Here is a 20,050-nt window from a genome sequence, read left to right as displayed (position 1 = left end):
GAGGGCGACCGAAGAGGACGAGCATCGTTTCGACGGGCGGACGCGTGAGTGTGCCCAGCCTTGTGCAGCTGAACGCGCTCAGCTGATGAGCTGCCGATCACGGGCAAACGCGGCGGTCCGCAGTCGACGGTCGACAGCGTCAGAGGGCCGGCACGTCTCACGTCACCTTGATGACGACCTTGCCCGCGGTGTGACCGTTCTCGACGGTGGCGAGGGCGGCTGGAGCGCCGGAGAGCGGATGGACCGCGGTGATCACGGGTGCGAGGAGTCCGTCGAGCGCCAGCCGGGCCGATCGCTCCAGGCTTTCGCGGTCGGTGCGACGCTCGACGAAACGCCCACCGAGATCGGACACGGAGATATCACCCACGGAGATGACGTTGCGGGGATCCTGGGCCAGTGGGGCGACGGAACGCAGTGAGCTGCCTCCTGCCAGGTCGACGATCCAGTCGAAGCCGTCCGGAACCATTGCGCGAGCGGCGGCGGTGACGTTCTCGGCGGTGTAGTCGACGAACCGCACCCCGATGGCTTCGGCGTGCTCGCGTTTGGCGGTACTCCCGGTGCCGATCACGCGCAGCTCGCGCGCGACAGCCAGCCGGGCGACGGCGAGGCCGACCCCGCCCCCGACTCCGTTGACCAGGATCGTGGCACCGGGCGTGAGGCTGAGCTGGTCGAGCACGTCCACCGCGGTCGTCCCGGCCACCGGCAGCGTCGCCGCCACGGTCGTGGACAGACCCGCCGGGATGCGCGCGGTGTTCGGCGCGGAGAGCACGGTCGTCTCGGCGTAGGTGCCGCCACCGGTGAGTGCGAAGCCGAAGACCGCGTCACCCACCTCGAGCCCGATGACGTCCTCCCCCCGCGCGAGAACGGTTCCGGCCGCCTCCATCCCCAGCACGCGGGGAAACGGGCGCCCGCCGTCGAGCCCGTCGACCAGACCCGAGCGCAGCAGGTGGTCGAGGGGGTTTACGCCCGCGACATCGACCTGGATCAGTACCTCGCAGCGACCTGGGACGGGGTCGGGACGATCGAAAAACTCCTGCACCTCAGGCCCGCCATACCTGCCGAAACCCCACGCGTGACCCATCTTTCGCCGCCTCTCATATGGCCGACCCGGTGATTCCGGGCGTGTTGTCATCCTCACCTCTGACATTGATGTGAGGGGCAACAGGCTGAGACGCAGATCACAGTGTCAGGCCGGCTGTGTCGCCGGTTCTGGGGGCGTGGACAGCTCCGCCCGGTGCCGGCTGTTGGCCCTGATCAGAACGTCGAGCGCATCTCGGGTCTCGAGCAGGTGCGCGATGTCGGCGTCGATCCGGTCGCGCTCGTGCATCATCGCCGAGAACGTGTTCTCGGCGACGTCCAGGTCACGCGGGACGTCCACACACGGCAGCACAGTCGCGATCACCGAGCTGGACATACCCGCGTCGAACAACTGCCGGATGAGTGACACGCGCTGGACCGCGGAATCGGCGTAGTGCCGCTGCCCCGCCCCGGAGCGTGAGCTGGTCAGCAGGCCCTGCTCTTCGTAGTACCGCAGTGAGCGCGGACTCACGCCCGTGCGCTTGGACAACTCGCCTATTCGCATCCTTGAGACCCTACGCCCGCGTGCCCCAGGGGCGCCCTCGCAGTCCCATGACTGAGCACGTTCGTCTGTGCACGCCTGAGCGTTCTTCTCGGTATGCCGGCACCTCCGAACACAAGAACCTGACCGGGATAAGTCAAGCTCACGCCCGGCCGCGGCAGGCCGGCAGAGGAGGCCGTCTCGGGCCGCATCGTGCACCGCTCCGGCGAGTCCCGAGGAGGTCCCCTCCCGCTGCCAGGGCGCGGACCTGCGCCGTCGCCCGTCGAGGCCGGGTCGCCGGACGCATCGTTCGTTCCGGCCGCGGGCCTCGATCCCGTTCGCGGGATCCCGTTGTCGTTCTCGCGCGGCACAGCGTGACCGGGCCGATGGCGAGAGCCGGCGCCGACGGGGCCATGGAGAGCTTTCTGGCGCTGCTACAGAAGGACGGTTTTCGACCCGCGGTGATGCGTCCGGGCGTCGACTGCTCGACCCCGGGTGACGACTGATCCACGTCCACGCCGGCGGCCGGGGGCGGTGAAACTCGCCGGAAAAGGTGACAGCGGCTGTCCTACTTACTCTGCAGGGTGGGGGCATGAACCAGGACACCACCCCTTCGCACCCTGCCGGCAACGCCCCGTTGGCCGCCCGAATCGCACTTGTCGCCGGGGCCACACGCGGCGCCGGTCGCGCGCTGGCCGCCGAGCTCGGACGGCTCGGTGCCACGGTCTACGTAACCGGCCGCACCACTCGTACGCGAGCCAGCGAGGTCGGCCGGACCGCGGAATCCATCGAGGAGACCGGCGATCTGGTGACGGCCGCCGGTGGCATCGGCCTCGCGGTCCCCACCGACCACCTCGAAGAGGAACAGGTGCGCGCCCTGGTCGCACGTATCGAGCGCGAGCAGGGGCGGTTGGACATCCTCGTCAACGACCTGTGGGGCGGTGAGCACCTCCTCGTCAAGTCTGTGTCCGGCAAGAAGAGCCTGGGAGGCGCCCCTCGCCGACGGGCTTCGCATCCTGGAACTCGAGGTTCGCTCTCACGTGATCAGCGCGGCGTTGGCGCTCCCCCTTCTGGTGCGCTCCGAGGCCCCGCTGCATGTGGAAGTCACCGACGGCACGGCGGCCTCCCATCGCCGCTATCGCGAGAACGGGCTGGGGGAGGAACTGGCCGAGTACGGGGGCGCCGCCGTCGCCGTCACACCGGGCTTCATGCGCCCCGAACAGATGCTCGCCCACTTCGGCGTGAGCGAGGAGAACTGGCGTGATCCCGTAGCCCAGGAACCGGCCTTCGCCATCGCAGAGTCACCGCACTACCTCGCCCGCGCGGTTGCAGCAATGGCTGCGGATCCGGACCGGGCGGTCCGCTGGAACAGGAAATCCGTCCCCAGCGCGGACCTCGCCAGGGCCTACGGCGTACGCGACGTGGACGGCAGCCAGCCCGATGCCTGGGCGTACTTCGAAGACACGCGGTACGGCGGGATCAACGGCTCCGCCGACGAATACCGCTGAAGGAAACCCCAAGCGGCACACGGCCAGACGCCGCTGTCGCCAGCCCCGTAAGGAAGGAGCGACAAGTGTCCGAGCCCGCGGAGGACTTCGTGGATGCAGGGTACGGGACCATCGACGTGGTGGGAGCACGTAGCAACAACCTGCGGAATGTGTCCCTGAGCATCCCCAAGGGCCGACTGGTCGCCTTTACCGGGGTGAGCGGCAGCGGCAAGACCTCCCTGGCCGTCGACACCCTGCACAGCGAGGCTCAACTACGCTACCTGGAGGGGCTCTCGCCGTTCGTGCGGCAGTACATCACACAGCGCAACCGGCCCAAGGTCGATCGACTCCGGGGGCTCGGCGCCTCTCTGGCGGTCGACCAGCGCCGCACGAACCGCAACCCCCGCTCCACCGTCGCGACGATCTCCGGCATCGACGGCTACCTGGGTCTGCTGTTCTCGCGGCTGCCCGCCCTCGGCGTGGAATCCGAGGTGAAAGGCACCGCCGCCCACCTGAACAGCGCCCACTTCGACAGGAAGACGCCGGAGGGGGGCTGTTGCGACTGCCACGGCGCGGGCGGCAGCTGGCAGCCGCACGAGAAACTGATCATCCCCCACCCTGAACTGCCGCTCTTCGAGGGGGCCTCTCCCTGGTTCGCGAAATGGCGCTCGGGCGAGCACGCGTTCGTACCGGCGCTCGCCCGCAAAAGGGGCGTGGACCTCGCCCTGCCCTGGAAGGCGCTGCCCGAGGAGTTCCGCCACTGCGTGCTGCACGGCACAGGCGACGAGCCGGTCGAGGCGACCATCGACATGCCGAACAAGAACGAGACGGCACGCATGACCTACACCTCGAACCAGCCGCTGCGCGGAGCTCTCGCCGAGGTACGCCGGGTGTTCACCAACGCCCGGACCCCGGCCGCCAAGGAGCGCTACCTGCCGTATCTGCGCGAACAGCTCTGCCCAACCTGCGAAGGCAGCGGTTTCGGAGAGACGGCACGCCGCGTGCAACTCGGCGGAAGGACGTATCCCGGCCTGCTCGAGGAGGGGGTTCGGGAGGTGCTGACCTGGGCCGAGCACCTGAAGAACGGACTCGCAGCCGGGCAGCGAGACGTGGGTGAGCCGTTGCTTCAGGACCTGGGACGCAGGCTCGGGGTGCTCGACCGGCTGGGGCTGGGCCACCTGGCACTGTCCCGCAACGCTGCGACGCTCTCCGGGGGCGAGCTGCAGCGGACCCGGCTCGCCGCGCAGCTCAGCACCGAACTGAGCGGCATCGTCTTCGTCCTCGACGAGCCGGGCACCGGGCTGCACCCGGCGGACAAGACGCACTTGCTGGAGATCGCCCTCGAACTGACCGACGCCGGCAACACGGTGCTCCTGGTCGAGCACGACCCCGAGCTGATCGCCCGCGCCGACTGGGTCGTCGACATGGGCCCCGGGGCGGGCCGCCTCGGCGGGGATGTCCTGGTGGCCGGGCCGCCCGCCCGCGTGGCCGCCCATCCGGCCTCCCTCACCGGACGCTGTCTGGCCGGCGGGGCACCGCGCCAGCCACGGGAGCGCCGCCCGGTCGAGGACGGCATCCGCTGGGTTGAGTTGCACGATGTGGACACCCACCACGTGACGGCGGAACGCGTACGTTTCCCCGCCGGGCGCCTCACCTGCCTGACAGGGGTGAGTGGCAGCGGCAAGAGCAGTCTGCTCGCCGCGCTCGGAGCGGCGGCGCAGGCGGCGCTGCGCGGATCGGCCACCGACGCCGTGGGCAGGGTGACCGGCTTCGAGGACTTCGGCTGGGTGGCACTCGTGGATCAGGAACCGCTCGGCCGTACCCCGCGGTCCAACCCGGCGACGTACAGCAAAGCGTTCGACATCATCCGGCGGCTGTACGCCCGGACCGACAACGCCCGCGCACACGGGTACAGCGCCTCGTGGTTCAGCTTCAACACCGACGGCGGGGGCCGCTGCGAGTCGTGCACGGGCCACGGCCGCGTACTGATCGACATGCACTTCCTTCCGGATGTGTGGGTGACCTGCGACGCGTGCGAGGGGCGACGCTACGGACCCGAAGCCACGAGCATCGAATATCGGGGCCTGACCATCGACAGGGTGCTGGAACTGACCGTCGCGGAAGCTGTCGAACGGTTCTCCGCACCTCAGCGGCTCGCCGAGACACTGCGGAGCCTGGAGCGGGTAGGACTCGGCTACCTCCGGCTTGGCCAGAGTGCCACCGAACTCTCCGGCGGAGAGGCACAGCGGCTCAGGCTGGCTTCGGCGGTCCAGCGGGGCGAGGCGAGCCGCGAGGCCGGGCTGGTCATCCTCGACGAACCCGTCTCGGGGCTTCACCCCTCGGACGTCCAGTGCATGGTGGAGGCTCTCGACACGCTGCTCGACTCCGGCAGCACCGTTGTCGTGGCCGAACACGACATCGCGCTTGCGGCGTCCGCGGACTGGATGATCGACCTGGGCCCGGGCGCCGGCCCGGAAGGGGGCAGGGTAATCGCCCAGGGCACCCCGCAGACCGTGGCGAGGACGGACCACCCGACAGCCGCGTTCCTCCGTCGGCACGCGGCAGGGCTGCCCCTCCTGGGAGCACCCTCCGCGCTCGGCGCACGCGCCGCCGCACGCACGCCCGCACCACGGACGGAACGGTGACGACGACGTGCCTCACCCGTTCTCTGGTTGGAGCGAGTGCGAAGAAGCGCGGGACCAGGCTCTACGGATCAGCCGGCCTGCCCAGGGAGATCGATGAACGCTCTCAGGACCTGACCGGAGAACCGGCCGGCACCCGCAGCGCCTTCAGCAGGCGCTGCGGGTGCCGGCCGAACGCAACAACGTGACACTGACGTCTTGGTGCGTCCCGCGCGGGGCCCGCTGCACCCCGACCGCATGACGGCCATGGCCGCTGCCGCCCCTCACCCTGACGAGGCAGCGCTGAACACGTTCAGTGGCACCTGCCCCGGCTTGCTAAGAGGCAGCCGGAAGGGAGGCCACCGTGCTCGACCCCGTATCCGGAGGGGTTCCGCCAGGACGTCGTGCGGCGGGTACCTTCCCCTCCCGGAATCCCGGGGCTGTTCAGGGCGGCCAGCGCAACTGGTTGAGCGCCCTCTGGAAGTCGGCGGCGTGCCTGGCCTCGTCTGCGGCGGTGTCGCGCCAGTACGTCACCGGCCGGTCTGGCCAGCACTGGCCCCAAGGAGCGGGCCATCGGCCGAAGCGAGCACGCCGAGGCGGGTGACGGGGTTGCTGGAGAAGCGTGAACGCACTGCTCGGCAGCGGGTGCCGGCGCTTCAGGCCGAGCTGCTGGAGGCCGAGGCCGGGTGGAACGGTTCGGTGGTGCCGCACCGGCAGGAAGGGCTCGCCCCGACGTTTCTCGCGCCGGACTACCAGCAGGTCATGAATCTCTCGGCCAGAGGGGGGCAGGGCGCACGGGGCTGGCTGGTGGAGGCACGTCCGGTGCTGTTCGGCGTGGCCGGCCGACCGTCGGGCGAGGCCGCGCAGGTACCGCACATCGCTCGGGTCGTGCCAGGCGGCGGTCAAAGGCTCCTCAGTGCGGTGGCGCTGGCGCTGCCGGCTTCTGCCGTGTACATCACCAGGGAGAAAACTGAGCCGGGCAGGCTGAGGGTGTGCCGGTCGATTTCGAGCGCGCCCAGTGAGGGGTGGTGCAGGTTCTTCCGCACGATGGGTATGGGGCGCACAACGTGGTTGTGCCAGCTCCGCGCGAAATCTGGATCGTGCGTCGCGAACTCGTTTATCAGCTCGGCAAGCCCGTTGTCTGTGGGGTACCGAACGCTGGCCGCGCGCAATTGAGCGGCTGCTTGCAGAGAGAAATCGGACTCCGAACCGGGCGCGCCGGTGCAGAGGGTGCCACGGAATCTGGTTGCGATGCGAGTGAGGTTGCGCAGGCCGGGTGGGAGACGGGAGAAATCTGTGATCAGGGCTGTCGCTGCTGCGTTCCAGGCGACGATGTCCTGCCGCTCGTTGACGATGTAGGCAGGGATGCCGCCTAGTCTGCCGAGTAGCTGTTGGGCGTCCTCGGGCACGTGCTCCGGCGCGCTGCCGCTCTCTGTGGGCAGTACTTGTCCGGCCAAGCGGGCCAGGTGGTCACGCTCTGCTTCAGTGAGCTGGAGCGCCCTCGCGAGCGCGGACAGCACCTGCGGTGAGGGCCGGGGTGCTCGTGCCTGTTCCAGCCGTTCGTAGTAGCTCACCGAGACCTGCGCCAGGGCGGCTACCTCTTCGCGGCGCAGTCCGGGTGTGCGACGCGCACGCTGGCTTGGTGGAAGCGTCGCATGGGCCGGCGCATCTTCTGGTCGCAGACCCTCGCGGCGGCGGCGGAGAAAGTCCGCGAGGTCCTCCTGGCTGCTCACTCTTCCATGCTGTCACAGGAGAGACAGCCAAGCCTCGCACTGTTGGTCCGGGGCTTGGCTGTCCGTTCCGCGCCCACACCTCTGCTGTGCACGGTGGTCTGGTGGATCTGTTGGCTACGAGGAGGAATCTTGTCCAGCACGCCTGAGAGTATTTTTCGCCGCATGATCGACCTGATGCTGGCCAAAGACATGAATGCCGTGGCAGATCTGTGGGCGCATGACGGAACTGCGGAATTCCCTTTCGCAGTCGGAAGCTCCCCCCGCGTCCTCTGCGGACGTGAGGAGGTACGCGCCTACCTGGCTCACTACCCGGAGCTGATGGACATGAAGGAGATGGCTGCGCTCACCGTGTGGCCCACGGATCGAACCGACACCGTCGTGGTGGAGTGGACGGCCACCGGTAGCACCGTGGCCAATTCCCAGCCCTACAGCCTGGATTACATCGTGGTTCTCACGGTCCGCGACGGACTGATCGCTCGGTTCCGGGATTACTGGAGCCCGCTGTCCGCGGCCGCTGCTGCCGGGAGTCTCCCCGGACTGATCGCCTCGCTTGAAAGGGAGAACACCTGATGTCCGGAGTGCTCGTGACCGGAGGGACCGGCAAGACCGGCAGGACGCTGGTGCAGGTGCTGCGTAACGCAGGCGTGCAGGCTCGGGTCGCCAGCCGGAACCCTGCCGCAGCCGATCCAGACGCGATCCGCTTCGACTGGAATGACCCGACCACATACGGACCTGCGCTCGACGGGATAGACCGGGTCTTCCTGCTTCCGCCGGTGGAGAGCGTGGACCCGCTGCCGCTGGTCCAGCCCTTCCTGCGCCAAGCGCAGCTGGCCGGAGTTCAGCGCCTCGTGATGCTCGGCTCCGCGATCGTACTCCCGAACGCGCCCAGCGCTGTGGAGATGGCCGCTCAGGTCCAGGCTCAGCCCGGAGGTGTCGTACTCCGCGCGTCCGGTTTCATGCAGAACTTCCTGAGCCCGCACCCACTGGCCGAGCGTATCCGTCGGCTCGGTGAGATCCGTACGGCAGCGGGTGACGGCGAACTGGGGTGGGTCGATGCGCGGGACATCGCGGCCAGCGCTGCCGCTCTTCTTCTTGACCTGGAGATGGGCGCTCGAAGCGACTACCTGATCACCGGACCGTATGGGATGAGCTATCCACAAGCCGCGCAGATCATCACCGCGCGGACCGGAAGACAGGTTCGGGTGGAGCGCATCACGGAGAAGGAGCAGGCTGCTGCCTACCGTGCCTCCGGAATGCCGACCGAGTTCGCTGACGCCCTTGCCGCCGTCGAGCGCGGAATCAAGGAGGGACGCGAAGGCCAGGTCAGCACTGCGGTGCTCGAACTGACCGGCCGCCCGCCGCGGGCCTTTGCCGAATTCGTCTCTGATCACGTGTACGAGTGGACGCAGTGAACCTCTTTCATCCTGTGCTGGCGGGTGAAGAGGGCTGGTCAGTGGGCTTGATCCGCTTTGACGGACATTCAAGACCTGGGGTTCAGCACCGGGAGGATGTCCATCAGGGAGAGCGTGGGGAAGGAGAAGCCTTGCTGCCCTCGCCGTTCGTTCACGCCGGAGTTCAAGGCTGAGATCGTCGGTCTGCGCACCGTCTGGGTGCTTCCCCGGACAACCGCTCATCCCGAGGAGGTGCCCTTCGCTGTGCACCACCTGAGGCAAGACGAAGAGGACGACTCGTAGGCATTGACCACCAGCCACCAGCCACCAGCCGTTGGCCACCGTCGCTGGCTGACGAAACGAGCAGCGGGGCCGGACAGGATCGCCCTGCCCGGCCCCGCTGGCTGTTCCCGGCTGCTCGCTGGCTGAGGCGGATGCGCGGCCCATAGAGGTCCTGACGAGTCGTTGGACGTGGCGGTGGGTGATGGGGCAGGTGGCGAGTCCGAGGAAGGTTTCGTGGATGTCGTCGCGTCGTTCCCGGCGGATTCGCCGTCGGCGGAAGCCGTGCGGCCAGGCGATGGTGCGCTCGACCAGATAGCGGAAGACGCCCAGGCCGGAGCCGTGCTCGACGCCTCGTTCGGCGATGGCCGCTCGGATCTCGCGCCGCCGCAGCAGGCGGCGGTACTTCTCGTGGTCGTCGTGGCGGTCGGCGAGGAGTGCGTCCGGCCGGTGTCTGGGCCGGCCGACGGTGCCCGCCACGGCCGTACCCTTGTCCAGCAGCGGTAGTAGCTGGGTGATGCCGTTGGGGTTTCCGCCGTTCAGCGACGCCGCGAGGGGGATGCCCTGGCCGTCGGTGAGGACGTGGTGCGTGCGCGGCCGACCGGGCTGGGGCCGCTTCCGGGCCGCGCCGAGCGGTCCGGACGTGGGAGGAGCCGGTCACCGCCCGGGACCGGTCGAGCTCCTTCGGGGCCCGCAGCTTGTCCGGCAGCACCGGGTGCAGTGCGCCCCAGACTCCGGATTCGTTCCAGGCGGCCAGGCGCCGCCAGCCCGTCATCCCCGAGCCGAAGCCCAGCTCCTGGGGCAGGTACTCCCACTGGACGCCGGTGTGCGGCACGAACAGGATTCCGCACAGTGCCTGCCGGTCCGGGACCCGCGGCCTGCCCTCCATTTGCTCAGGTCCCGGCTCGGGCAGCAACCGGCTCGATGCGCTTGCCCGCCCGGGCAGCATGCGCCCCGCAGACCAGCCCTCACCGCGCGGACGCCTCTGCGTCGAGACGTCCGGTTGGGGCGTTACCGCACCCGCAGTAGGAGCGCGTGGGCCGCGGACTGCCGCGGTTGAGAGGCCGGGCCGGCCGCGGCGAGCCCGGGTGAGGGCGTCGGTCTACCGGGCGACCGCCCGGCGGTCCAGCGCGCTCTCGTTACCCCGCATCGATCATTTCATTAATTAGCAATTAATCTTGACCTTGCTCGGGTGTCTCTCACATACTCGGAGCACGCCGCGGCGCCGATCCGCGCCGAATGTGGTCGTACGTATCTTTTGCACGTGATTCGGAGTGATGTCATGAGGAACGGCAGGGAGCGGCGTCGCACCGCGGTCGTCGTGTGCCTCGGCCTTGCGCTGACGATGGTCGCGCTGACCGGGTGCATACCGCGGGCCGGGGACGGGGGCCGGGTCGGGCTGGTCTACATGGACGCACAGGGCTTCTACGCCGGTGTCCGCAAAGGCATGCAGGAGTCGGTCAGCAGCCTTGGGGACGAGGTGCAGCTGCTGGAGCTGAACGCCCAGGGCGACGCCTCCAGGGAGAGCACCTTCGTCGACACCGTGAGCGCCGCGGGGGTGAAGGCCCTGGTGCTCTCGCCCGTCTCCACCACGGCGTCCATCCCCGCCGTGCGCCTGGCGCACGAGAGCGGCGTCAAGGTCGTCTGCTACAACAGCTGCCTGACCGAGGAGGCGACACAGAAGTACGTGAGCGCCTGGGTGCTGGGCGATCCCCTGAAGTTCGGGGAACTGGCCGGGGCGGAGGCCGCCAAGTACTTCAAGTCCGAAGGCATCGACGATCCCCACATCGCCGTACTCAACTGCGAGACGGTCGAGGTGTGCATCCAGCGCCGGCTGGGCTTCGAGAAGGCGCTGTTCGCCGAGCTGCCCGAAGCGCGGATCGTCACTAACCAGCAGGGCACCACGATCGACCAGGCCGTCGAGGTCGCCGACCGCATCCTCAGTGCGCAGCCTCGGGTCGACGCCTTCTACGGAGAGTCGGGCGGCAGCACGATGGGTGCTGTGCGCGCCGTGCATCAGCGCGGCTTCGTCGGCCGGACGGTGGTCTTCGGCAGCGACATGACGGCCGACCTGGCCCGGGAGCTGGCCGACCACCGGGTGCTCAAGGCCGATGTGGACATCTCCGGGATCGAGGTCGGCGAGCTGGCAGCGCGCACCACCGCGCAGGTCATCGACGGGGAGGAGCTGGACGACCTCATCGTGCCGGCCCCGGTGAGGCTCTACTCCACCCCCGAGGACGCCCGCGAGTGGCTGACCACCCGCCCGGACGGCCTGCCGTGACGGCCGCCGGGTCCGCGGCCGAGGCCGTCAGGACCCCTGACGAACACCTTTCCCGTCCCTCCGGTCCCCCTGGAGCGAGTATGACGATCCCCTCACCGCCGCCCGACCGGACCGCCCCCGTGCCGGCCGCCGAGGCGAGCGGCCTGAACAAGCAGTACCCGGGTGTCCGCGCACTGTCCGACGTCGACTTCCGGATCGAACCCGGTGAGGTCCGCGCCCTCCTCGGACGCAACGGGGCGGGTAAGTCCACGCTCATCCGGATGCTGTCGGGTGTCGAGGTCCCCGACAGCGGTGAGGTACGCATCGGCGGTGAGACCCTGGGACACGGTGGGGTGCGCCGGGCGGTCGAGCTGGGTGCGGCCACCGTCCACCAGGAACTGAGCCTGGTCCCGGAGATGACGGTCGCCGAGAACCTGTTCCTCGGCGAGTGGCCCCGCAGCGGCCTGTCCGGGGTGGACTTCCCCCGCATGCGCCGCGAGGCCGCCGAGGTGCTGGCTGAACTGGACGTACGGGTCAGTCCCGAGGCCACGGTCGGCTCCCTTTCGCTGGCCGAGCAGCAGCTCGTCGAGATCGCCCGCGCGGTGCGCCGCCGGCCTCGGCTGCTGATCCTGGACGAGCCGACCAGCGCGCTGGCAGCCGGTGAGGCGCGCACCGTCCTGGAGGCGGTCGGCCGTATCTCCGCATCCGGTGTCGCGGTGATCTACGTCAGCCACCGGCTGGACGAGATCCGGCAGGTGGCGCGGAGCGTGACCGTCGTCCGGGACGGCAGCGTAGTGGACACTGTGGACGTCCAGGAGGCGACCACCACACAGATCGTCGCCCTCATGCTCGGCCAGGCCGCCCGTGAGCAGGAACCGTTCGCGCCACGCACGGTGGACCGCTCCAGCGCCCCGCTGCTGTCCGTGCGGGGCCTGACGCTGGCCCCGAAGCTGGAGGACATCGGCTTCGACCTGTACGCCGGTGAAGTGCTGGGCATCGGCGGCCTGCTGGGCTCCGGACGCAGCGAACTACTGCGCTCGGTCGCCGGGTTCGAGCCCGAGGCCGAGCGCACGGTGGCCTTCGAGGGGCGGCCGGTCGCGCGTCCCTCCGCGGCGGAGATGAAGCGGCTCGGGGTGGGCATGACCCCCGAGGACCGCAAGGGCGAGGGCATCGTCCCGCTGCTGGGCGTCGGCGAGAACATGACGATGGCCTGGTTCGCCGGGATCAGCGGCCGGGCCGGCCTCTCCTCCCGCCGGGCCGCTGAGGCCGGTGACGAGCTGGCGCGCCGGCTCGCGGTCAAGACGCCGGGCCTGGACACCCCCATCGTCAACCTCAGCGGCGGCAACCAGCAGAAGGCCGTCATCGGCCGCTGGCTGCACGCCCGCAGCCGGGTGCTGCTCCTGGACGAACCCACCCGAGGCGTGGACGTCGAGGCCAAGCAGCAGATCTACCGGCTGATCCGGTCCCTTGCCGACGAAGGCGCCGCCGTGGTCTTCGTCTCAGGCGAGCTGGAGGAACTGCCGCTCGTCTGCGACCGGGTCCTGACGCTGCAGAACGGCCGGTTCACCCGCGAGTTCCTCGCACCCGACATCACTCTCGACGACATCATGGCCGCCACCATGGCCGTGGAAGTGTGAGGCAGACAACCATGTCCTCGACCCTCGTGGCCGACAAGCCGTCCGGCCCCCCGTCATCACCGGCAGGCGCTGTCCGCTTCCGCAGGCTGCGCCACCTCAACGAACTCGGTCTGCTCGCCGCCGTCGTGGTGCTGTACATCGTGCTCGGCGTCGTCGCAGGCGGATTCCTCAGCGCCGACAACCAGCTCGGCATCCTGCGGGACGCCGCGACCGTCGGCATCCCCGCTCTCGGCGTCACTCTGGTGATCATCGCCGGGGAGATCGACATCAGTATCGGCCCGGCCGTGGCCTTCGCCTCGGTGCTCTTCGCCAAGGCCGCCTCCGAATGGGACTTCGGGCTGCCGATCGCGCTGCTGCTCACCCTGATCGCCGGTGCGCTCTGGGGGTCGGCGGCCGGCTGGCTGCGCGCCCGGTTCGGCGTGCCGTCCTTCATCGCGACGCTCGGACTCTGGAGCGCGCTGGGCGGCTTGGCCCTCTACACCACCAACGCGCTCCCCGTCGCCACCCCTGGTGGCGGATTCATGGAGGCGCTCGGCGGCAAGATTCTGGGGGTCCCGACCCCGGCGGTCGTTCTGGTGCTGCTGTTTCTGGTCTTCTGGTACGTCGCCCGCCGGACGGCCTACGGGCGGTCGGTCTACGCGGTGGGCGGCAACGCAGCCGCCGCACAGCTGGCGGGCATCCGGATCAGCAGGGTGCGCGTGGTGCTCTTCGCCACGACGGGAGTGCTCGCCGCTCTCACCGGCATCCTGATGGCGGCCCGGCTGGGCTCGGGCAACGGCGGCGCGGCGGCGGGCCTGGAGTTTGACGTGATCGCCGCCGTCGTCATCGGCGGCACCGCTCTCGCCGGAGGCCGGGGAAGCCTGGTCGGGACGATGCTGGGCGTCGTGTTCATCTCGGTGATCGCCAACGGGCTGGTCCTGCTGGGAGTCAACTCCTTCCTCCAGGACGTCGTGCGCGGCCTGATCATCGTCGGTGCCGTACTCATCAACGTCGTCATCTCCCGCAAGAGCCTCACGACGCGCACCACGTGACCCGTCAGCCATGACCCGCTCGACCCACGCGAAGGACACCCCCATGAGCGACACCACCGCCCCGCTGCCCGCCACAATGCGCGGCGTGTACCTGCCGGGCAACAGCACCGCCGAGGTGCGGAAGCTGCCAGTGCCCGTGCCCGGCCCGGGACAGGTACTGCTGCGGGTGGGCGCGGCCGGTATCTGCGGCAGCGACATCGGCTACATCTACCGGGAGCACAAGAGCCACCGCGGGGTGGACGGTCCCGCCTACCGGGGCGTCGTCGCCGGTCACGAGCCCAGCGGCACCGTCGTGTCGACGGGCCCCGGCGTGCGGCGGTACCGGACGGGCGACCGGGTGGTGGTCTACCACATCGCCGGATGCGGACTCTGCGACAACTGCGCACGCGGCTACCAGATCAGCTGCGCCGACCCCTCCCGCGCGGCTTACGGCTGGCAGCGAGACGGCGGGGCGGCCGACTTCCTGCTCGCCGACGAGCACACCCTGGTGCCGCTGCCCGACGAGCTGAGCTACGTCGACGGGGCACTCATCGCCTGCGGCTTCGGCACGGCCTACGAGGGCATCCGGCGGATCGGCGTGAACGGCGACGACGACCTGCTCGTCGTCGGCCTCGGTCCGGTGGGCCTGGCCGCGGCGATGACCGGCCGGGGGCGTGGCGCGCGGCGGGTCATCGGGGTGGAGGTCTCGCCCGAGCGCCGCGCTTGGGCGGACGGACTGGACGTCTTCGACGCGACGGTCGCCCCGGAGGAGGCGGCCGACACCGTGGCGGCGCTCACCGGAGGGCGGGGGGCCTCGACCGCGATCGACTGCTCGGGCACCCGCCCCGGCAGGTCCACCGCCATCGGGCACATCGCCGAATGGGGACGGATCTCACTGGTCGGCGAGGGCGGGACGCTGGAGACCGAGGTCTCCGACGCCCTCCTGCACAAGCAGGTCACGCTCTACGCCTCCTGGGTCACTTCGGTGCCGGTCATGGCGGAGCTGGCACGCAACCTGGTGCGCTGGGGCGTCAGGCCGGAGCGCATCGTCAGCGACCGCTTCGGACTCGCGGGGGCGGCCGAGGCGTTCGGGCTCGCCGCGGGCGCTGCCCGGGGCAAGGTCGTGCTCGAACCCGGTCTGGATGCTGAGCGGTGACCGCCGCGAACGACGCGGTGCGGGTACGCCGCACACCGACTGCGTACGGAGAGTTGATCACGCTGGACGCCGGCGCCCTGACGGTGACCGCCGCACCCGGGCTGGGCGGCCGGCTGCTCTCGGTGACGCTCGGTGGCTCGGAGTTCCTGTACCGCAACCCCCGCCTCCTGGACGACGACCTCACCCCGGTGCCGGGCGTGCGGGCCGGCCCGCACGACGGACCGATGGCCGACTGGCTCAACTGGGGCGGCGACAAGACCTGGCCCGCACCGCAGGGCTGGGACGGCCCCGGCCAGTGGGCGGGCCCCCCGGACCCGGTGCTGGACTCGGGCCCGTACACCGCACGGGTCGAACAGCGGGACGGCACAGCGGCGCTCGTGCTGACCAGTGGTGACGATCCCCGCACCGGCCTGCGGCTGACGCGCCGGATCGTACTCCGTCCTCGCAGCACGGCCTTCGGCCTGCACCTGACGATGACCAACACGTCGGCCGTGGAACGCCGCTGGGCGCTGTGGAACGTCACCCAGATCGCCGGGGCGCCGCCGGGGAGCCCGGCGGGTGCCGAAGGCGTCTACCTCGGCCGCGCCCGGTCCGGGCGGCCGTCCACCGTACCGCTGGTCGCCGGAACCGGTCGGCCGCAGGTGCGGGAGGCCGCTGCCGACGTGCTGCACGTACCGCACCAGGACGTCGTCGGGAAGGTGGGTTTCCCCGACTCCGCGGGATGGCTGGCGCACGTCGGGCCGGAACGCACCCTGGCGCAGGGCTTCACCGTCCATGAGGGCTCCTATCCCGACGAGGGGTCGCGCGCCGAGGTGTGGATGGAGTGCCCGCTGGCGGAGGGGCTGCCTCATCTGGGCGGGTTGCGGCCGCGTGACCACGTCGTCGAATGTGAGGCGCTGGGGCCGCTGACGACACTGGCGCCGGGGGCGTCTGCCGCGCTGGAAGTGGAGTTCGGCGTCGGGCCCTCGGCAGGCCCGGTCCGGGCGGTGACCCCGGCCGGCTACTGGGCGGGGCTGCTCCGTGACGGGGCGGAGGGCGTCTTCGTGCCGTACACCGCAGGTCGGCTGGAAGCGCACGGTCCGGCCGGGACGAAGCCGCTGGTGCTGGGCACGCTGGAGCCGGGGCGGGCCTGCGGCGTCCGCCTGCCGGAGGGACAGGAGCATTACGGAAGCTGGGAGTTGACGGCGCCGCTGCCCGGCGGCGGCAGGGCCCGAGTGGGCCGCATCACCGTCGGGGAGAGCGGAACGCGCACCCATTTTAATTCATAAATTATATAGAGTGGGGTGTACGCACCGCGCGGGGCGTGCGGTGCGAGAAGGGACGGAACATGGCCGAGTATGTAGGCAGGGGCCTGCACGGACAGATCGTGGAGAAGGTCGGCACCCGCATCGTGCAGGGACGCCTGCGGGTGGGGGAGACCCTCGACATGACCTCCCTCATCAACGAACTCGGCATAAGCCAGACGGTGCTGCGCGAAGCCGTCAAGGTGCTCACCGCCAAGGGCCTGGTCGACGCGCGGCAGAAACGCGGCACGTTCGTCCGCCCCCGGGAGGACTGGAACCTGCTCGACGCCGACGTCATCCGCTGGCAGTTCGACGCGGACACCCCGGAGCTGGTCCTGCGGGACCTCGCCGAGCTCCGCCTCATCGTCGAACCCGCCGCCGCCCGACTGGCCGCCGAACGGCGCACTGAGGAAGACCTCACCGCTCTGGAGACGGCCCTCGCCCGCATGGGGGAGACCTCCGGCGACCCGGCCGAGGCCGCCGAGGCCGACCTCGCCTGGCACCGAGCCCTGCTCCGGGCCACCCACAACGAACTGCTCCAGCGCATGGACGTCTTCATCGGACCGGCTCTGGCCGAACGAGACCGGCTCGTCCACTCCGCCGAGGCCGAGGACCCGGTCCCGGCGCACGAACCCGTCCTGCGCGCCGTGCGCGACGCGGACCCGTCCGCCGCCGAGGAGGCCATGCGGGCGCTGCTCGCCCGCGCCGACGCCGACCTCGCCCGCACGGCAGACCCCTCCCGTACCCGCACAGGGGCCGAGGCGGACGAGGACCGCACCGGCCGGGACAGCGGGCACGGCACCGAACCGGAGGACCGCGAAGCACCATGAAGATCACCCGCATCGAGACCTTCCGGGTACCGCCCCGCTGGCTCTTCTGCCGTGTCGAGACAGACGAGGGCATCGTCGGCTGGGGGGAGCCGGTGGTCGAGGGCCGCGCCGACACCGTCCGTACGGCCGTGGCTGAACTGGCCGAGTACCTCGTCGGGCTGGACCCCCGGCACATCGAGGACCACTGGCAGGTGATGACCCGCGGCACCTTCTACCGCGGCGGACCGGTGCTCTCCAGCGCCGTCGCCGGCATCGACCAGGCTCTGTGGGACATCCGGGGCCAGGCGCTCGGCATCCCCGTGTACGACTTGATCGGCGGCGCCGTCCGCGACCGGGCCCGGGTCTACTGCTGGGTCGGCGGCGACGAACCGGCCGAGATCGCCGACGCGGTCAACGCTCAGGTCGAGGCCGGGTTCACCGCCGTCAAGATGAACGCCACCGGCCTTACCGGACGCCTGGGCGGCGCCGCCGACATCGCCGCCGCGCACGCCCGCGTGGCCACCGCACGCGAGGTGCTGGGTCCCGGCCGGGACGTCGCCGTGGACCTGCACGGCCGTCTGGGTCCCGCCGGGGCGCGACGCCTGCTCGCCGCGCTGGAGGAACTGCACCCCCTGTTCGCCGAGGAGCCTGTCACCCCCGAGCACACCCGGCTGCTGGAGCCGCTCGTCCGCTCCACCACCGTGCCGATCGCCACCGGCGAACGCCTGTATTCACGCTGGGACTTCCTCCCCGCGCTGACCGCCGGGATCGCCGTCGCCCAGCCCGACCCCTCGCACGCCGGAGGCATCTCCGAACTGCGCCGGATCGCCGCCCTCGCCGAAACCTTCGACGTCCAGCTGGCACCGCACTGCCCCCTCGGACCGATCGCGCTCGCCGCCTCGCTCCAGGTCGCCTTCGCCACACCCAACTTCCTGATCCAGGAACAGAGCATCGGCATCCACTACAACGACGGCGCCGAACTCCTCGACTACGTCGTCGACCCGGAAGTCTTCCGCTTCACCGACGGACACGTCGCCCGCCCCACGGGGCCGGGGCTCGGCATCACCATCGACGAGAACGCGGTCCGCCGGGCCGATGCCGCAGCGGGCGCCCCCTGGCGCAGCCCGCTCTGGCGCCACCCGGACGGATCGTTCGCCGAGTGGTGACACGGCCCCCGCCGGATCGCCCGGCCCCGCACCCCCACCGCAGCCCCGAGGAGAGACCCGTATGAGCCTCACCGACCGACTCCGCCGTGAACGCGTGATCGCCATCATCCGAGGCACGGACACGAAGGCCGCCGAGCGGACCGTGCACATCCTCCGCGAGGAGGGCATCACCCTCATCGAGGTGTCCCTGACGACCCCGGACGCGGCCGGGATCATCGCGCGCAGCTCCCGGGAGGCCGGTGACACCCTCATCGGCGCCGGCACGGTACTCACGGGCGACGACGCCCGTGCCGTCCAGCAGGCCGGCGCCGCCTTCGTCGTCACGCCCGCGCTCGCCGAGGGGAGCCTCACCGCGCACGCGCTCGGACTGCCCGTCGTCGCCGGGGCGCTGACCCCCACCGAGATCGTCCGGGCGGTCAGCGAGGGCGCCTCCGCCGTCAAGCTCTTCCCCGCCTCCGTGGGCGGCCCGGCCTATCTGCGTTCCCTGCGCGAACCGCTGCCCGGGGTCCCGTTCGTACCGACCGGGGGCGTGGACGCCGACGCCGCCCACGCCTACCTCGAAGCCGGGGCCCTCGCCGTCGGCGTCGGGGCGCCCATCATGGGGGACGCCCCGCACGGCGGCGACCCGGACGCACTGCGGGAGCGGTGCCGCGCCTTCCTCACCGCCCTCACCCGCCACCGGGAGGGGGAATGAGCCCCGAGACGGCCCCCCAGGTGGTAACCCTCGGAGAGACGATGGCCGTCCTCCGAGCCTCCGGCCCACTTCGGATGGGGACCGACCTGCAGCTCTCGGTGGCCGGAGCGGAGTCCAACGTGGCCATCGGGCTGACCCGGCTCGGACACCGCGTCCGCTGGATCGGCCGGGTCGGTGCCGACGAACTGGGCACCCTGGTCCTGCGTACCCTGCGTGCCGAGTCCGTGGACGTCACCGGGGCCCGTACCGACCACGACGGACCGACCGGGCTGCTGCTCTCCGAACCGCGGATCGCCGACCTCACACGCATCCAGTACTACCGGGCGGGCTCGGCGGGCTCCCGACTGTGCCCCCACGACGTGCCAGCCTCCATGCTCAGCGACGCCCGAGTCCTGCACGTCACAGGCATCACCTGCGCCCTGGGGCCACAGCCGCTGGACGCGGTGCGTGCGGCCGTCCACACCGCCCGGGCCGCGGGCATCCTGGTCAGCCTCGACGTGAACCACCGCCCCCGGCTCTGGAGCGCGTCCGAAGCCGCCGAGGTCCTGCGCCCGCTGGCCCGGGACGCCGACCTCGTCATCGCCTCCGACGACGAACTCGCCCTGGTCGCCGACCCCTCGGCCCGCACCACCACCGACCGCGTCCAGTCCCTGCTGTCCAGCGGCCACACCCGGGAGGTGGCCGTCAAACTCGGCGGCGACGGCGCCGAACTGCATACCCTGCAGGGCCGGGAACGCACCCCCGCGCGCCGCGTCACGGTCCGCGACTCCGTGGGCGCCGGCGACGCCTTCACCGCAGGCCTGCTGTCGGGGCTGCTCGACGGCCTCGGTCCACATGACCGCCTGGAACGCGCCAACACCCTGGGCGCCTTCGCCGTCGGCTCGGTGGGGGACTGGCAGGGGCTGCCCGAACGCCACGAACTCACCCTGCTGGACAGGGAGGACGGCGCCACGCTCCGCTGACCAC

At 70.7% G+C, this 20,050-nt stretch carries 15 protein-coding genes and 3 pseudogenes; 13 read left to right on the top strand and 5 right to left on the bottom strand.

Annotation, left to right across the window (positions count from 1 at the left end):
- Window positions 1-157: 157 nt before the first annotated feature.
- On the bottom strand, window positions 158-1,039 hold the full coding sequence (locus tag IF45_RS0105030; RefSeq protein ID WP_037637641.1) for an NADP-dependent oxidoreductase: 882 nt from the start codon (window positions 1,037-1,039) through the stop codon (window positions 158-160).
- Between the two features lie 147 nt (window positions 1,040-1,186).
- Window positions 1,187-1,582, bottom strand: coding sequence for a MerR family transcriptional regulator (locus IF45_RS0105025; RefSeq protein ID WP_030305748.1), 396 nt, complete (start codon window positions 1,580-1,582; stop codon window positions 1,187-1,189).
- 568 nt (window positions 1,583-2,150) lie between these two features.
- Between IF45_RS0105025 and IF45_RS31255 the strand changes: the two are divergent.
- Both IF45_RS31255 and IF45_RS0105015 read left to right on the top strand, forming a co-directional pair.
- Window positions 2,151-3,066: pseudogene (locus IF45_RS31255) on the top strand (SDR family NAD(P)-dependent oxidoreductase).
- Between the two features lie 65 nt (window positions 3,067-3,131).
- Entirely contained in the window at window positions 3,132-5,690 is a 2,559-nt protein-coding gene (locus IF45_RS0105015) for an excinuclease ABC subunit UvrA (protein WP_051720668.1), read from the top strand.
- An 878-nt stretch (window positions 5,691-6,568) separates the two neighbouring features.
- Here the strand turns inward: IF45_RS0105015 and IF45_RS32105 are convergent.
- Complete coding sequence (locus IF45_RS32105) at window positions 6,569-7,399, bottom strand: helix-turn-helix transcriptional regulator (RefSeq protein ID WP_078842837.1); 831 nt, start codon at window positions 7,397-7,399, stop codon at window positions 6,569-6,571.
- A gap of 162 nt (window positions 7,400-7,561) precedes the next feature.
- Between IF45_RS32105 and IF45_RS0105005 the strand changes: the two genes are divergently transcribed.
- The gene (locus IF45_RS0105005) at window positions 7,562-7,969 is read left to right on the top strand and encodes a nuclear transport factor 2 family protein (protein ID WP_051720671.1); all 408 of its coding nucleotides are present in this window, start codon (window positions 7,562-7,564) and stop codon (window positions 7,967-7,969) included.
- Window positions 7,969-8,811 (top strand): NAD(P)H-binding protein, encoded by an 843-nt coding sequence (locus tag IF45_RS0105000; protein ID WP_030305740.1) that lies wholly within the window; start codon window positions 7,969-7,971, stop codon window positions 8,809-8,811. Before IF45_RS0105005 ends, IF45_RS0105000 begins: the two co-directional genes overlap by 1 nt.
- A 528-nt stretch (window positions 8,812-9,339) precedes the next feature.
- On the opposite strand, the pseudogene IF45_RS34365 reads toward IF45_RS0105000, so the two are convergent.
- Window positions 9,340-9,612 (bottom strand): annotated as a pseudogene (locus tag IF45_RS34365) (IS5/IS1182 family transposase); the annotation flags it as partial.
- 232 nt (window positions 9,613-9,844) lie between these two features.
- Window positions 9,845-9,958, bottom strand: a pseudogene (locus tag IF45_RS34360) (transposase); the annotation flags it as partial.
- 393 nt (window positions 9,959-10,351) lie between these two features.
- Here IF45_RS34360 and IF45_RS0104985 point away from each other — a divergent pair.
- From IF45_RS0104985 to IF45_RS0104945, 9 genes are all read left to right on the top strand, one after another.
- Window positions 10,352-11,350, top strand: a complete 999-nt coding sequence (locus tag IF45_RS0104985; RefSeq protein ID WP_030305735.1) for a substrate-binding domain-containing protein — start codon at window positions 10,352-10,354, stop codon at window positions 11,348-11,350.
- 80 nt (window positions 11,351-11,430) lie between these two features.
- A complete protein-coding gene (locus IF45_RS0104980; protein ID WP_030305734.1) occupies window positions 11,431-12,966 on the top strand; it encodes a sugar ABC transporter ATP-binding protein in 1,536 nt (511 codons plus the stop codon).
- A gap of 11 nt (window positions 12,967-12,977) precedes the next feature.
- Window positions 12,978-13,997 carry an ABC transporter permease gene (locus tag IF45_RS0104975; protein WP_030305733.1) on the top strand — a complete coding sequence of 340 codons (1,020 nt, stop codon included), beginning with the start codon at window positions 12,978-12,980 and terminating at the stop codon, window positions 13,995-13,997.
- Window positions 13,998-14,040: 43 nt separating this feature from the next.
- On the top strand, window positions 14,041-15,132 hold the full coding sequence (locus IF45_RS0104970) for a zinc-dependent alcohol dehydrogenase family protein (protein ID WP_030305732.1): 1,092 nt from the start codon (window positions 14,041-14,043) through the stop codon (window positions 15,130-15,132).
- Window positions 15,129-16,400, top strand: a complete 1,272-nt coding sequence (locus tag IF45_RS0104965; protein ID WP_030305731.1) for a DUF4380 domain-containing protein — start codon at window positions 15,129-15,131, stop codon at window positions 16,398-16,400. The genes IF45_RS0104970 and IF45_RS0104965 overlap by 4 nt, the downstream gene beginning before the upstream one ends.
- 59 nt (window positions 16,401-16,459) lie before the next feature.
- Entirely contained in the window at window positions 16,460-17,245 is a 786-nt protein-coding gene (locus IF45_RS0104960; protein WP_030305729.1) for a FadR/GntR family transcriptional regulator, read from the top strand.
- Window positions 17,242-18,390 carry a galactonate dehydratase gene (gene dgoD, locus IF45_RS0104955; protein ID WP_030305727.1) on the top strand — a complete coding sequence of 383 codons (1,149 nt, stop codon included), beginning with the start codon at window positions 17,242-17,244 and terminating at the stop codon, window positions 18,388-18,390. The genes IF45_RS0104960 and dgoD overlap by 4 nt, the downstream gene beginning before the upstream one ends.
- 61 nt (window positions 18,391-18,451) lie before the next feature.
- Window positions 18,452-19,084: a bifunctional 4-hydroxy-2-oxoglutarate aldolase/2-dehydro-3-deoxy-phosphogluconate aldolase gene (locus IF45_RS0104950; RefSeq protein WP_030305725.1), complete on the top strand. Its 633-nt coding sequence runs from the start codon at window positions 18,452-18,454 to the stop codon at window positions 19,082-19,084.
- The gene (locus IF45_RS0104945) at window positions 19,081-20,046 is read left to right on the top strand and encodes a sugar kinase (protein WP_030305723.1); all 966 of its coding nucleotides are present in this window, start codon (window positions 19,081-19,083) and stop codon (window positions 20,044-20,046) included. Before IF45_RS0104950 ends, IF45_RS0104945 begins: the two co-directional genes overlap by 4 nt.
- Window positions 20,047-20,050 lie beyond the last annotated feature (4 nt).

This window comes from Streptomyces albidoflavus (genome assembly GCF_000719955.1).
GTDB classification, from domain to species: domain Bacteria; phylum Actinomycetota; class Actinomycetes; order Streptomycetales; family Streptomycetaceae; genus Streptomyces; species Streptomyces albidoflavus.
Note: the sequence above shows the minus strand (reverse complement) of the source record. Positions and strands in the feature narration are given on the sequence as shown.

Coding starts and splice junctions, on each gene's coding strand:
- IF45_RS0104980 (WP_030305734.1), top strand. CDS start 11,431: ATGACGATCCCCTCACCGCCGCCCGACCGGACCGCCCCCGTGCCGGCC.
- IF45_RS0104960 (WP_030305729.1), top strand. CDS start 16,460: ATGGCCGAGTATGTAGGCAGGGGCCTGCACGGACAGATCGTGGAGAAG.
- IF45_RS0104975 (WP_030305733.1), top strand. CDS start 12,978: ATGTCCTCGACCCTCGTGGCCGACAAGCCGTCCGGCCCCCCGTCATCA.
- IF45_RS0104950 (WP_030305725.1), top strand. CDS start 18,452: ATGAGCCTCACCGACCGACTCCGCCGTGAACGCGTGATCGCCATCATC.
- IF45_RS0104985 (WP_030305735.1), top strand. CDS start 10,352: ATGAGGAACGGCAGGGAGCGGCGTCGCACCGCGGTCGTCGTGTGCCTC.
- dgoD (WP_030305727.1), top strand. CDS start 17,242: ATGAAGATCACCCGCATCGAGACCTTCCGGGTACCGCCCCGCTGGCTC.
- IF45_RS0105000 (WP_030305740.1), top strand. CDS start 7,969: ATGTCCGGAGTGCTCGTGACCGGAGGGACCGGCAAGACCGGCAGGACG.
- IF45_RS0104945 (WP_030305723.1), top strand. CDS start 19,081: ATGAGCCCCGAGACGGCCCCCCAGGTGGTAACCCTCGGAGAGACGATG.
- IF45_RS0105025 (WP_030305748.1), bottom strand. CDS start 1,582: ATGCGAATAGGCGAGTTGTCCAAGCGCACGGGCGTGAGTCCGCGCTCA.
- IF45_RS0105005 (WP_051720671.1), top strand. CDS start 7,562: ATGATCGACCTGATGCTGGCCAAAGACATGAATGCCGTGGCAGATCTG.
- IF45_RS0104970 (WP_030305732.1), top strand. CDS start 14,041: ATGAGCGACACCACCGCCCCGCTGCCCGCCACAATGCGCGGCGTGTAC.